Below are 14,386 nucleotides of genomic sequence, written 5' to 3'. Positions count from 1 at the left end.
GAAAAAAAAGCGTTATAATGCGTCTATCATTTTTCCAACCGACTGCATAATAGTATTGCGGTAGTTTATCTTACCGGTTAATTTGGCAATCATAATACAACCTTCAATGGTGGCGATCATGGTGAGTGCAGTTTGTTCGGCATTTACGTCTTCACTGAATTCCCCTTCGGCTTTTCCTTTTTCGATCAGCCCCGTAATAACGCCCTTCCAGGAAAGGATGGCATCTGCGGCTTTTTGTTTTAATAAAGGATGCGTGTCGTCTGCTTCCACTGCTGTATTCAGGATAGGACATCCGCCGGCAGGGAACGGGTGTTTCAGGAAGTTCTCATATATATGTACATACACCATCAGTTTATCCCTGCAGGTTGTTTTCTTGTCCATTTCCTGCCGGATAATGGTGTTTACTTTCTTCAGGTTGTAGTCGAAGCATGCCAGGGCCACTTCATCTTTGTTAGCGAAATTGCCGTAAATACTTCCTTTTGTCAGCCCTGTTGCATTCGTCATATCATTCAAAGAAGTGCCGGTGTAGCCCTTCTCATTAAAAACAGGAGCTGTCATCTCCACAATAAACTGTTTTGTTTTCTCTGCCTTGTTCATATCCCTCTTTCTTTTGACAAAGCAAAAATATACCATTTGGTATAAAATGAAAAATATATTTTGTGGGAGAAGGGAACCCGTTGATTTACAGGGACTAGCCTAAACGGGTTTTGTTGCTGCTATTAAAAGAAAGATGGGCCTGCGGGTTTCATCCTTCATTTCTGGATAGGCGGCTATTACTTCGGCAGTGGGTTGCGGCTCCGCGACCCTGGTAATACGGAAGCCGGCATCCATCAGTGTATTCAGCAGCGTGGCCACAGTACGGTGATACTTCACCACATCAGTATCCAGGAAGCGGGTTTGCCGCAGGGTTTCCTGCTGGTAGTTATCTACCGGCCAATGAAGCCGGCGACCCTGCTCATCGTAGTGCCAGTCCTGCGCCGCAAGGGCCGTAAATACAGGATGCTCTACAGACAACGCGAAAGTGCCGCCTGCAGCCAGGCAACGGAATACCTTCCGGCAAACCAGATCATACGCCGCTACATAATGGAGCGCCAGGGAACTGATCACCACATCAAATGAGCCGTCCGGAAAATCAATATCTTCAATGGCCTGCTGCCGGTACTCAATAGCCGCATCATGCGTGGTATCCCGCGCCCGCTCCAACATCCTGGCAGAAATATCTACTCCTACCACAAACTGCGCCCCCTGCTCACGCGCATAGCGGCAATGCCAGCCAAAACCACAACCGAGGTCCAGCACTTTCTTATCTTTTAAACCGGGAATCATACTGCGCAGCACATACCACTCACCAGCCGCATTCAGCCCGCCAACAGAGCGGGGCATCTGGCTATACTTCTCAAAAAAAGACGGATCATCGTATTTATTCTGCTTCATAACATAGCGAATGTAAGAAGAATAATAAAGGCAGTTATTTTGAAACAGTAAGTGCAAAAGCAGCCTCACGCTTTTCCGGTGGCCTGGTTGTTGTTGCGGACCATACAGCAACAAAATGGCCTTTTGGCTGTTTTAACAACACAGATAAAAGGTCATATTATGAAACATATCGTTATCATTGGTGGTGGATTTGCAGGCGTTAACCTGGTCAGGAAACTGGCCCGCAAAGAGGAATATACCGTTACACTGGTAGACCGTAACAACTATAACTATTTTCCCCCGCTGGTTTACCAGGTGTCAATGGGGTTTTTAGATCCTACTGATATTAGTTATCCGTTCAGGAAACTGTTGCGTAAAAACAAAAACGCACGTTTTGTGATCGGTGAATTTCAGAAAGTAATACCGGAAGAAAAAAAGGTAATACTCTCCACCACTGAATTGAAATACGATTACCTGGTATTGGCTTTTGGCACCTCTACCAATTATTTTGGTATGGAAAGCGTACAGCGGCATGCGAAGCCGGTGAAAACAGTGAACGATGCCCTGGAACTGCGCAATCATTTTCTGCAGGTAATGGAAAAGGCAGCGCTTACCACCGATCCGGAAGAAAGAACAAGGCTGCTCACCATCGTTGTAGTTGGGGGTGGTCCTACCGGCGTGGAAGTATCCGGCCTGCTGGCAGAATTGAAAAAGGAAGTGGTGCCGAAAGACTATCCCGAAATAGCGGGGAAAGGATTTGAATCGCATATTTACCTGGTAGACGGCATCTCTAAAGTACTGGCCGCCATGAGTGACCAGTCGCAGCGGGACGCCTACGACGCGCTCGTTAAAATGGGTGTGGAAATAAAACTGGGCATGCAGGTAAAAGATTATGTGGATGATACCGTGATCTTTTCCAATGGAGAAACCATAGCCACCAAAACAGTAGTATGGGCGGCAGGAGTAACGGCAACGGTAACGGAAGGCATCCCGGCAGAATGTTATGGTCGCGGAAAACGACTGATTGTAGATGAGTTCAACGAGGTAAAAGGCATGAAGGATATTTTTGCAATAGGTGACATGTGTATACAAACCACCGATCCTGCCTTCCCCAACGGGCATCCGCAGCTGGCACAGGTGGCCATACAGCAGGGTAGCCACCTCGCAGAGAATTTACTGGCGCTCGCAAAGCAGGAAAACCGTAAGCCATTCCGTTATTATGATAAAGGTAATATGGCCATCATTGGGCGGAATAAAGCCGTGGCAGACATCCCGAAACCCAAACTCCACTTCAAAGGTTTTATCGCGTGGTTTATCTGGCTTTTCATCCACCTCACCTTTCTGATCAGTTACGGCAACCGGGTGAAAACACTTTATAACTGGGTGATCGCTTACTTTACAAAGGACCAGTCGCTCCGGTTAATATTGAGGCCGCTGAAAAAGGAAGAGATCAGTTAATAGTTTTATTTACATTCGGAACTGATGGTAAGCATATCAGCTGAGGTTCCAGGCCAGTGTTGAATAAATTTAAAACAATGTAATAATGAATAAGCCGGTTCAATATGAAAAAGGGATGTACGTTGGCGCAAAAATAAAGGAACGGACATTCGGTGCTGTTATTACCAGTGAAACCGCTTTTGTGCCTGATACATCTTCCGCCTATCACTATCACGCTAATCCGCATTTTTCTCATATACTGGCAGGTGGAAGTAAAGAGATCCGGAACGGCCATTCCGATATACAGTACGCCGGTAAGGGACTGTATTATTATCCCGGCATCGTACACCAGAATGTTGACTACCGCCCTGGCACACGCATATTTAATCTTGAACTGGATACCGCATTTTTCAACACCTTCGGGTTATCACTTCCACCGGCATCACTGATGTTTGAAGATAGCAACCAGCTTAATACCAGCGGGCTTGTCAGGATTATGAAAGAACATTACCTGGATGATGCGGACTCGCGGATAGCAATAGACCAGCTATGCATTAACCTGGTGCATCCCGGTAAAGTAGGGGAGGCATATTTTCCCGAATGGACGAAGAAGATAAAATCGGTCATGAATGATCATTGGAATCAGCCACTGTCGCTTTCCCTGCTGGCAACCCACCTGGAACTTCATCCCGTTACCATTTCAAAATATTTCCCCAGGTATTTCGGCTGCTCAGCAGGTGAATACCTGCGGCGCATTAAAATAGAACGGGCATTTCCTTTAATAAAACAAGGCAATTATTCGCTTACGGAAATTGCCTATGAGTGTGGTTTTACAGACCAGGCGCATTTTACCAAAACGTTCCGGCATGTAACGGGTTTGCTTCCAAAGCAATACAGGAGCATCTGACAACAGGCTAATTTTGTACAATTTTTTACTTCCTGCCTTTACTAGCTTTGTCCGGTAAACAAAGCAGTCATGTCTGAAAAAAGAAAAGTTAGGTGGTTCCTCCTGGTAATGGTGAGCATATTAAATGTTACCGTCGCCGGAGCCCAACAGCGCAATGAAAAGCTGCACCAGCTATTTGATAACTACTACAATGAACGCCAGCAACTGTTCCCCACAGAAGCCACATCAGCAGGTGATCACCGTTACGACGACCTCCTGCCGGAATATGGCGCCGGTCCACAGGTGGCTGTTGCCGGTAAGTTCTACCGGAAATACCTCGAGGCATTGAAACAGGTTAACCGTACCGCATTAAGTACGCCGGATAGGATCTCCTATGACATCCTGAAATATATCCTCAACACCGGCCAGGAATCATTGCAACTGCACCTGGAATATATGCCGATGAACCAGTTTGTATCTACGCCACTGGAACTGGCCGAATTCGGATCGGGTGGCGGCGCACAACCTTTTAACACGGTAAAGGATTATGAGAACTGGTCAAAACGCATGACGGCGTTCATGGCCTGGACAGACACCGCCATCGCAAACTTTAATAAAGGCATCCGCGCAGGTATTGTACTCCCTAAAGCGCTGGTAGTAAAAATGATCCCGCAGATGGAAGAACTGGCGGAAAGTGACATCGCTAAGAGTATCTTTTATAAACCCCTGTCGCAGTTTCCGGCCTCATTTACAGCGGCGGAACAACAACGGATCACTACATTATATCACCAGGTGATTACCACCAGCATGATCCCCGCTTACCGGAAACTGGCCACCTACCTGAAAGACACCTACCTACCCGCCGCACAGGATCATGCAGGCTTGTCTTCCCTTCCAGGCGGAAACAGGATATACCAGTATTATCTGCGGTTGTATACCACCTCTCCCGGTCTTACCCCGGAAAAGGTGTACCAGACCGGATTAACAGAAGTAGCGCGTATTACCGGGGAAATGGAAGTCATAAAAACAAAGGTGGGATTCAAAGGTTCTTTAGCTGATTTTTTTCATTACCTGAGAACGGATGCGCGCTTCATGCCTTTCAAAACACTGGAACAGGTGCTGGATGCATACCGTCATATCAATGAAAAAGTGCAGCCAGGGTTGACTGCATTATTTGGTCATCAGCCTAAAACTCCTTTTGTGATCAAAAGGGTGGAAGCTTACCGCGAAGCCTCGCAGGGCGGCCCCTTTTATATCAAGGGCAACCTGCAGGAAAATATGCCAGCTGTCTTTTATGTGCCGGTTCCGGATGCAACAAAAATCAACGTTACCTTCCAGGGCATGGAAGCCACCTTTATCCATGAGGCAGTACCCGGTCATCATTTTCAGATATCATCCCAGCAGGAAAATAATGATATACCGGCATTCCGCAGGCAACCGGCTTTCTATGCCTACTTTGAGGGATGGGCATTATACTGTGAATCACTCGGAGAACAATTGGGTTGCTACACAGATCCTTACCAGAAGATGGGCGCATTGAATATGGAAATTCACCGGGCGGTGAGACTGGTAACAGATGTGGCTATTCATACCGGTAAAATGACCCGCGAGGAAGCTATCGCCTATATGATGCAGCATGAATCCATTAGTGAACCGGTTGCTACCGCCGAAGTGGAACGCTATATGGCTATGCCGGGACAGGCACTGTCTTACAAGACCGGGGAACTAAAGATCAAAGCACTGAGAGATAAATTTGCCGCAAAGCTGGGCAGTAAATTTAGCCTGAAGGATTTCCATGATGCCCTGCTCGGATATGGAGATATGCCGTTGAATGTGCTCGAAGATTATATGAACAGCTGGGCGCAAAGCTATAGTGAAAAATAGCAGGTTATTGGAAGAAAACCGGCCAGACAGTGTTTAAACTGTTTGGCCAGTGTATTTTAATCAAAAGCTGACCGTTACTTCGTTTACCAGCAGCCGGTTTCCCACGTTACTTACTTTTCCGCCGGGCGGTGTAAATACCAGCACTGCCGGGTTGCGTCCCGGTAACACCAGGTTGTAAGCCTGTTTCACTTTGCGGGCGATAAACTGCCGGGTAATCGTATTATAAATATCCACCGGCTGATCACCCACATTTATGGTGACTGTTTTTTCTTCCGCGTAGGGATTATAGTAGAGATAGGACGGGTAAGCTTTCTCTCTGAAAAAATCTGTGGCCAGCAAATTCAGTTGTAATATACCTGGTACCGTGGTGGTACGGATAATACTGCCGAAGATCCCTGCATGCCCGCTGCCATATACGCTGAATTGCGATACATCGGGATTTCCTTTGGCCCATTGCGGGCCATCGCCCTGTGCTACCGGCGCTTTAAGGTGTGCATATTCAGGATAAGAGGAAGTATGGATAATGCCTTCATAGCCAATCACACCTTTTGTGATAGCAGCTTTTTCCGGGATGGTTTCATGGTCATCGGGCATGTACTGGGTGTAGAAAAAGCGGGCGGCGTTACTGGCATTCAGCATCCATTTGCCTACGGCAGCGGCATAGGAAGGATCGTAGCGTACCATGGCTACGAGTGGCCACGCGGCATCAAAAGTATTCATGAGAAAGCCGTAACCGCCCCTGTCTGTTGTGCTGCCTACAATACCTGATATGTCAATGCCATTCCAGTTGCCTGTCAGCACCCCCCATCCCTGGCGGCATTGAGGGTCGCCGTTAAATGTCCATTCCATAAATTTCTGTACATTAAAGTGTTGGCCCTGTTCTGCATTTAGTCTTGCTGCCATATAAGCGCCAAAAGGCATCAGCACTTCATAGTTGGTATTGTGTGGCTGCTGTTCCAGCGTTTGCAGGGCCTTTATGGCATGCCGCAGGTAGCGCGGATCGCCAAATTTTTTGTAGGCGGCATATAATACGTAAGCATGACCGGCAGCGGCGTCCTGTTGTTTACAGATCTGGTTATCTTTTGGCTGCATTTGTGCATAGTCGAAAAAGGAATGATCATAGTTGCCGTTCAGCACCGAATCTGCTGCGCAGAATTTTTCCGCAATGCGATGCGCCAGCGTATCAAATCCCGGCATGTTGGGATAATGATCATAGATGCCATAAAAAAGAACGTTCGGATATACATCATACCACCAATCGCGCCCGTAACCGCCGCCGAGCAGGGCTACTTCCGGGCAGGTATTATTCATCATAATATCCCAGCCTGTTTCCCGGTTGAAATAATTTTTTAGCATGGCCACATAGTTAATACCCTGTTGCCGGCTTTTGTCAACACCCACCAACGTAGCGCCCAGCGTGGCGCCCATGGTAGCAAGCGCTTCATGGAAGATTCCCTGGTGATGCAGGGGACCCTGGCGCTGATCGTCCATCGCAGTATAAAGCCCTACTACCGGCTGATCAAAATTGTGCCGGCTGCTATCCCACCACACCAGTGGCCAATGCGGCCCCGTGGTGTTAAAGTTGTAAGCGGTGCTGTCGAACTGCCGGGCCAGGGCATACCAGTCTATGATCTGTAGCGGCTGCGGCACATCGGCCATGGAGTCCAGCCGGGGAAGGTGTTGCTGCACCACCGGCGACGGCGTAGTTGTTTTACAGGCCATCCATAGCAGGCAGAGTACGAACCCCGTTGTTGTTAATTTTACCATGCTTATAAAATTTATACCACTACAGTGGTTTTTTCAGTAGTTTCTTTGATCAGCGCTTTTCCTTCTTTGACAATACTTTTGCCTACTGCAATGGAAAGTAGCTGCAGTATGGCAATGATAATGATGGCATACCGCAGCGCCACTTCGGTGGAGAAGTAGTAAGCCAGGAAAATAAAGGTACCGGCGCCCAGAAAGCGCCCGGCATACAGGCCCACTTCATGATTAAGAATATAGGCGTATACGTTACGTTTTTCTTTTTTGGAAAGAATATCAATCACGTTGAATTGAATAGGAAAATAGGCCATGTCGAGCAGCGGTTTTGCCAGCAAAAGGAACAGCATAAAAATTACCACACCTGTGGCGTTGTAAAAGGCGCCGTTGAAAATAGCCGCCAGCGCAAAACATATGAGTCCTCCTGCAAAAATGGTGATCCGGTGTTCCGGTTTCGCCGCCCTGCCAATAATATACATCAGCACCGCGGCAATGATGGCGCCCACCGATTGGGCGGTACCTAATGCGCCTTCTTTTCCCAGCAGCAACATGATCAGCATAGCGGGCGCCGTTACCAGGTAACCCTGTGCTAACCCCTTCAAAGATGCCAGCATCAGCAGTTTGCGCCAGTAAGGGTGGAAGCGCAGGTACAGGAACGTTTTTTCGTCCGGGTTGTGGAACTGCCCCCTGAAACATACCACCGAAGCAAGGATGGTGATGATAAATACCAGCCCGGTAATAATGCGGTAGGCATTGTTGACATTGATTTCACCGCCGGACTCTATAAACCAGCCGATACAGATAGGCACTACTACGGCGATGATAGTATAAAAGAACGTTTCAAGACCATAGTAATAATTGCGGTTTTGATCATTGGTGATGGATAACGCCAGGTAGTCGCGGTTGGCCCAATAGAAGCCAAACGACATGCCCATAATAATACCCGCAATTCCAATACCGGTGAGGTCCAGTGTTTTGAGCGACATCATCACGATCATGGATACGCCGCTCAGCAGCATACCGGCCGAATACAATGTTTTAATGTTGAAACGGCTCAGCAAAAAACCATTTAATAAGAAAGTAAGTGGGATACCGGTGTAAATAGTGAGCTGATAGATCACCACTTTCGTAGGGTCGTTAGAGTTACGCATCACATAAGCTGCCACAAATATGTCGATCACCGGCAACACGAGTGCATAAATCATATTGGTAAGCACGAGTATACGGAAGTTTTGCGGCTGCTGGTTGAAATGTTTTATTTCTGCAGAAAGGTTCCTGAGCATAAGTTGTTATCTTTTTAAGGATGAAAGTATTTCCCCGATAGAAAACCTCGCAGCGCATACTACTTCGTCGGCAGCGCCGTAATAGATGGTAACTTCATTGCCTTTCACAATATGCCCGTTTGTAAAAACCACCTGCCCGAAAAAGCCGGTAAGCTCGTAGGGGGCTTCGGGTATCATGATGGGATCATCGCTGCGTGCCAGCACTTTGGATGGATCGTTAAGGTCCAGCAAAAGAGCGCCCAGCCCGTACTGGTGCTTTTCATTGGCGCCGTGGTAAATTTCCAGCCATCCGTCTGCTGTTTTAATGGGAGATGCGCCGGCGCCCACCCTTGTGTTGTCCCAGTAGCCCGGACGGGTCCTGATTAAGCATTGGTGCTTTCCCCAATGCACCCCATCCGGCGATTGTGCCAGCCAGATGTAGTTGCCGCCAAGATCCACGCTGCTGGGTCGGTGCAAGGCATAGTACCTGCCGTTTATTTTTTCATCAAATAATGCGCAGTCCTTATTATGCGGAGGTATGATCATGCATTGATCTGAAAATGTTTTCCAGTCACGGGTGGTGCGCATGCCTACTCCCACACCATTTGATGATACCGCGGTGAAGGTGAGATAATAAGTATCTTCTATTTTTGTTACTCTGCAATCTTCCACACCAAATGCTTCCAGCGGTCCTTCTCCATGCAGCTGCGGATAGCCTTCAGGCTCGTGGAAGTGAATGCCGTCTTCGCTGCAAAACAGCCGTAAATGCGACAACGTGGTGAGGTAGTCGTCGCCTTTATAACGCAGTATCCGCGGGTCGGTAGCATCGAGATGTGGATCATTTTTAAAGATCTCCCTGATTTCTATTCCGCCATTGAGCAGTACGGGGAATGAAATGATATCATGTTGTTGCTGTGGCCTTTCTGCTACGCGGATGATCAGCCATATTTTATTGTCGTACTCAAAAACGCCCGGGTTCAGCAAACAGGCTACTTCCAGGCCTGGCCTGCTGGGCCGTACATCCGACGGTTTCAGCAATGGATTTTCGATAAAGCGGTTAGCGGTAACCTGGTTCATATTAGTAGCCGGTGTTTTGATTAAGTTTCAGCAGGTCTGCTTCTCTTTGCGGGATGGGCAGCAGCTTATTAAAAGATTGCCAGCCATTGCCATAGTCCTTGTATCCTTTCAGGGGATCGGCATCCGGGGCTTTGGCCAGTATGGTCTGCGCCAGGTTCCATCTTACCAGGTCATAATAGCGATGGCCTTCCATGGCAAGTTCCACGCGTCTTTCATGTTGGATGGCGGTAAGGAGCGCTGTTTTATCATTGGTGGTAACAGGCGGCAGGGCAGTAGCCGGGTTGGCTGCATATTTGCGTGCCCGCGCCCTTATTCTTTCCAGGTCGGCGCGTGCATCGGGGAATGCACCGAGGTTAGCATGACATTCGGCTTTCCACAGTATTACATCACCCAAACGGATATACGCAAAGTCTACACCACCGTCATCGATGGGGTTTACATTGCTCATAAACTTGCGTACATTGAAGCCGGTTACCGGCGACCAGGCCGGATCGTAGTTGCTGCCATCGAGGTATTTATCGCCTGCCTGGAAAAGGGTGGCCGCCCTGCGGGGATCACCGGTTTCAAAAGCATTTACAAGGTCTTTGGTAGGAATTTCAAAGCCCCAGCCTTTGCCCTGTGGTGCGAATACAGCATTGAGTACCGATCCCTGGGAAGGTGTTTTGCCGGCATCATGACGGGCCGCAAAGATGATCTCACCTGCCTTTTCTCCAACACCGTTAAAATTATCTTCATAATGATCCAGCAACTGGTAATTACCTTTTTCCACTTCCGCAATCTGGTTTAAACAATCCTGCCAGCGCTGCCGGTACAGGTAAGTTTTGGCCAGCAGGGCGTGCGCGGCGCCGGTAGTAGCCCGTTGGTAGTTATCGGCATCATAGGTGGCGGGTAACATACTGAAGGCTTGTGCCAGATCACTTTCTATCTGTTCATACACCTGTGCCACGGGTGTGCGCACGGTATTATCGGTCATATTTTTTTCAGGCACCAGCAAGGGGATATCGCCAAAGTTCACCACCAGCCGGAAGTAATAAAAAGCACGCAGAAAATAGGCTTCGCCTTTCATCCGCTTCAGCAACGCCGGATCCAGGCCGGGAACGCCGGCGCCGTCCTGCGCCAGCAGCGTGTTACAGGCGTCCACCCCTTTATAGTTAAAACGCCAGATGCCCAGCACATTGTTATTTTCCGGGAAGATGCCAAAGGTCTGCATCCGCCGCATGTCTTCCTGGTCGCCCAAACTACCGCCGCCTTTCACTGCATCATCACTCATCAGATCGCCTATTACCCAATCGCGCGGTATGCTACTACCATCATCCCAGCCCCAGTCGCCGCGGAAACGGTTGGTAATGGGCAGATAAGCAGCATCAGTAGCCATCACAAAATCATTGGCCTCTGTAAAAACATTGCCGCCTGTGAGCTTTCCCTGCGGGAACTTTTCCAGCTGCTTGGTGCAACTCACTATGCTAACGGCAATTGATATAATAACAACTAATTTTTTCATGGTGTGTTGATTTTAATAAAATAGCATTCCTAGAAACCGAATTGCAAACCAAAAGTGTAGGTGCGGGAAGGCGGATACGTACCCATGTCAATACCCACCGCCATATCAGCATAGTTGGCGAGGTTCTCGTTGGTATACAACTCCGGATCCATGCCGCCATACTTGGTAATGGTAAACAGGTTTTGGGCGCTTACATAGATGCGCGCATTGGTAAAACCGATGCGTTGCAACAAGGACGGCGACAAGGTATAACCCAGCATCGCGTTTTTAAGCCGCAGGTAGCTGCCATTTTCCACATAACGGTCGGAGGTGCGGCGGTTGTTGTTGGGGTCAAGGAAGGTGGCCCTGGGTGTTTTGTTGCTGGTGCCTTCTCCATGCCAGCGATCATTGTAGAAATCTTCCTTGTTATTAAATCCCCGTCCGTCGAAACTGTTGATGATGTTATCTACTTCATTATAGATCTGGTTGCCCTGTACCCCGTTAAAGAACAGGGTGAGGTCAAACTGTTTGTAATTGATGCCGGCATTCAGGCTATACAGCAGCTTAGGATTAGGATTGCCGATAATAGTACGGTCGGCATCATCAATTTTTCCGTCGTTATTGTAATCCACAAAACGGATATCGCCGGGTTTGGCATTGGGCTGATACAGTTCGCCTTTGCTGTTTGTATACTGCGCTACGTCCTGGTCGTTCTGGAATAAACCATTTGTTTTGTAACCGTAGAAAGAGCTGATAGGCTGGCCTTCCCGCAGGATTACGCGACCGGAGCCGGCGGAAAAGATCTGTTCACGGCCTTTGTACAACGACACTACCTTGTTGCGCAGGGTGGTAACGTTGGCGGCTATATTAAGAGAGAGATCTTTCTGCAACGACTGTTTATAGACGGCGGTAATTTCCAGTCCTTTGTTACTCATTTTAGCGCCGTTTACATAGGGTGGCGTAGCATCGCCGTTGGTGTAGGAAGAGGGCAGTTGTATGAGAATATCGGAAGATTGTTTGTTGAAATAATCCACGCTGAGGGTCAGTGCGCCTTTCAGAAAACCTGCGTCCACACCGATGTTGGATTGGGTAGTGGTTTCCCATTTCACATCGGGGTTGCCACGGCTGATTACCTGTAAAATATTATTGCTGGTGGAGTAAATGGTGGCAAATGGATAAAGGCCGATATCCTGGTTGCCCAGCTGTCCCCATCCTCCGCGGATTTTAAGGTCATTCAGCCAGGTCACATCTTTCATGAAATTTTCATGGGCAATGTTCCAGCCGGCAGAGAAAGAGGGGAAGTAGCCCCAGCGGTTGTCGGCGCCAAACCGGGAGGAAGCATCCGTCCGCATGTTCACATTCAGCATGTATTTGTTATCATAGGCGTAGGTAACCCTGCCGAAGTAAGACATCAGCGCCCATTCTTCCAGGTTGCCGCTGTTAAATTGCTGACCGGAGCCGTAGTCGAGGTAACGCAAACTGGCGGAGGCATCGGCGCGGTTATCGTAGCCATTACGGGATGCGGCGAGGTAGTCTACCTTGGAAGAAATATATTCGGAACCCAGTGTTACGCCCACATTGTGTTTTTCATTGAACAGGTGATTGTAGCTGAGTACATTGGTCCAGTTATACGTCGTATAGCGGTTGCGGAATTTATCGAGTCCTTTGTCTTTATCCTGCATCAGCGTGCGGTCGCCGGGTATTTGCCCGCTGTACTGCTGTTGTTCCGCCACATAAAAATCGGTACCCAGATCACTGCGGAGTTTAAAATCATTCAGAAAGCGGGCTTCTGCAAACACGTTACCCAACAGGCGGTATTTGCTCATGGTGCGGGTACGGTAGTCAGCAATGGCCAGTGGGTTTTTTCCATCACCATAAAGCAAAGGATTTTTATAGAGATCCGCCGGCGGCAGGTCGGTATAAAAACCGGTCTTATCATCATAGAGTGGAAGCGCATTGGGCCTGATAAGCGCATAGCGTACCACGCCTGGTAAGCTGCCTGGCCGTGCGCCATCGCCGGAAGCGCCTATTTCCTGGGTACGGTCGTAGGTAAGGTTCAGGTTTTCCCCTACCCGCAGCCAGCTTTTTACTTCGCTGCTTACATTGGAGCGGAGCCCGTACCGTTTGAAATTGGAGTTTACGATAGTACCATCCTGGTTTACTACGTTGCCGGCCAGGTAATAACGGGTTTTATCCGAGCCACCGGAGAAAGCCAGGTTATAACGCTGGGTGAGCGCCTGCCGGAAAATGGCGTTCAGCCAGTTGGTATTGGGCAATTTGGCGGCATCATCCTGGTTGCGGGTGGAAGAGCCGTCGTTGGCAAAAGCCTCGTTTTGCAATTCTATAAACTGGCTGGTACTCAGCATATCGGGTAACCCGCTGGCATTGGCAATGCCATAGGCGATGTCGATATTGATTTCGTTTTTGCCGGCTTGTCCTGTTTTAGTGGTTACGAGTATCACGCCATTGGCTGCGCGCGAACCATAAATGGCTGCCGCTGCTGCATCTTTCAGCACTTCAATGGAGGCAATGTCGTTGGGCGAAATGGTGTTCAGCCCGCTGTTCATAGGCACTCCGTCAATGATATAAAGCGGGTTGCTGCTCTGGCTGAGGGAGCCGATGCCCCTGATACGTACGACCGCTTCTGTGCCGGGTGCGCCGGTAGGCGAGGTAACGGAAACCCCGGAGGCTTGTCCCTGCAGGGCGGTACTGAGGTCAACCGCCTGCGTTTTAGCGAGGCTTTTTCCATCTATGGAGGAGATGGCGCCGGTCACCTGGCTTCGCCGTTGCGTACCATAACCGATTACCACCACATCTTTCAAAGCCACTTCGTCTTTTTGCAGGGTTACATCGAGGGCGCCGCTGCCGGAGTACGGGATTGTTTTGGTAAGAAATCCCATAAAGGAAAATTGCAGCGTAGCAGGACCGCCGCCGCTGATGGTAATGGTATAGCTGCCATCCACCCCTGAAACAGCGCCGTTTTTGGTATTGGGCTGTACTACGGTGACGCCGGGGAGAGCGCCACCCTGCTCGTCGCTAACACGGCCGCTTACTTTCACCTGGGCATAAGTTGCCCCGCCAAGCAGCAGCAGTATCATAGCTGACATTAATTGTGTCCAGTTTTTCATTCGTAAGAATTTAATGGTTCCGTCCTCCTGGAAGAACCGGTTTGTGAAATGTATTTAACGT

At 48.9% G+C, this 14,386-nt stretch carries 10 protein-coding genes; 3 read left to right on the top strand and 7 right to left on the bottom strand.

Annotation, left to right across the window (positions count from 1 at the left end; all coding sequences use genetic code 11):
• Positions 1 to 12: 12 nt before the first annotated feature.
• Together AB6805_RS28310 and AB6805_RS28305 are read right to left on the bottom strand one after the other, a co-directional pair.
• Positions 13 to 597 carry a TetR/AcrR family transcriptional regulator gene (locus AB6805_RS28310; RefSeq protein ID WP_370912794.1) on the bottom strand — a complete coding sequence of 195 codons (585 nt, stop codon included), beginning with the start codon at positions 595 to 597 and terminating at the stop codon, positions 13 to 15.
• Positions 598 to 696: 99 nt separating this feature from the next.
• A complete protein-coding gene (locus tag AB6805_RS28305) occupies positions 697 to 1,434 on the bottom strand; it encodes a class I SAM-dependent methyltransferase (protein WP_370912793.1) in 738 nt (245 codons plus the stop codon).
• 159 nt (positions 1,435 to 1,593) lie between these two features.
• On the opposite strand from AB6805_RS28305, the gene AB6805_RS28300 reads away from it, so the two are divergent.
• From AB6805_RS28300 to AB6805_RS28290, 3 genes are all read left to right on the top strand, one after another.
• Entirely contained in the window at positions 1,594 to 2,871 is a 1,278-nt protein-coding gene (locus tag AB6805_RS28300) for an NAD(P)/FAD-dependent oxidoreductase (protein WP_370912792.1), read from the top strand.
• An 85-nt stretch (positions 2,872 to 2,956) separates the two neighbouring features.
• Positions 2,957 to 3,757: a helix-turn-helix domain-containing protein gene (locus AB6805_RS28295; RefSeq protein WP_370912791.1), complete on the top strand. Its 801-nt coding sequence runs from the start codon at positions 2,957 to 2,959 to the stop codon at positions 3,755 to 3,757.
• 69 nt (positions 3,758 to 3,826) lie between these two features.
• On the top strand, positions 3,827 to 5,620 hold the full coding sequence (locus tag AB6805_RS28290; protein WP_370912790.1) for a DUF885 family protein: 1,794 nt from the start codon (positions 3,827 to 3,829) through the stop codon (positions 5,618 to 5,620).
• A gap of 60 nt (positions 5,621 to 5,680) precedes the next feature.
• Here the strand turns inward: AB6805_RS28290 and AB6805_RS28285 are convergent, their stop codons facing one another.
• From AB6805_RS28285 to AB6805_RS28265, 5 genes are read right to left on the bottom strand one after another with little or no spacing between them, the layout of a single operon-like run.
• Positions 5,681 to 7,387 (bottom strand): hypothetical protein, encoded by a 1,707-nt coding sequence (locus AB6805_RS28285; protein WP_370912789.1) that lies wholly within the window; start codon positions 7,385 to 7,387, stop codon positions 5,681 to 5,683.
• A gap of 11 nt (positions 7,388 to 7,398) precedes the next feature.
• A complete protein-coding gene (locus AB6805_RS28280; RefSeq protein ID WP_370912788.1) occupies positions 7,399 to 8,661 on the bottom strand; it encodes an MFS transporter in 1,263 nt (420 codons plus the stop codon).
• Between the two features lie 6 nt (positions 8,662 to 8,667).
• Positions 8,668 to 9,717: a glycoside hydrolase family 130 protein gene (locus AB6805_RS28275; RefSeq protein WP_370912787.1), complete on the bottom strand. Its 1,050-nt coding sequence runs from the start codon at positions 9,715 to 9,717 to the stop codon at positions 8,668 to 8,670.
• 1 nt (position 9,718) lies between these two features.
• A complete protein-coding gene (locus AB6805_RS28270) occupies positions 9,719 to 11,218 on the bottom strand; it encodes a RagB/SusD family nutrient uptake outer membrane protein (protein ID WP_370912786.1) in 1,500 nt (499 codons plus the stop codon).
• Between the two features lie 29 nt (positions 11,219 to 11,247).
• Positions 11,248 to 14,325: a SusC/RagA family TonB-linked outer membrane protein gene (locus tag AB6805_RS28265; RefSeq protein ID WP_370912785.1), complete on the bottom strand. Its 3,078-nt coding sequence runs from the start codon at positions 14,323 to 14,325 to the stop codon at positions 11,248 to 11,250.
• Between the last annotated feature and the right edge of the window lie 61 nt (positions 14,326 to 14,386).

This window comes from Chitinophaga sp. RCC_12 (genome assembly GCF_041360695.1).
Taxonomy (GTDB): Bacteria; Bacteroidota; Bacteroidia; order Chitinophagales; family Chitinophagaceae; genus Chitinophaga.
Note: the sequence above shows the minus strand (reverse complement) of the source record. Positions and strands in the feature narration are given on the sequence as shown.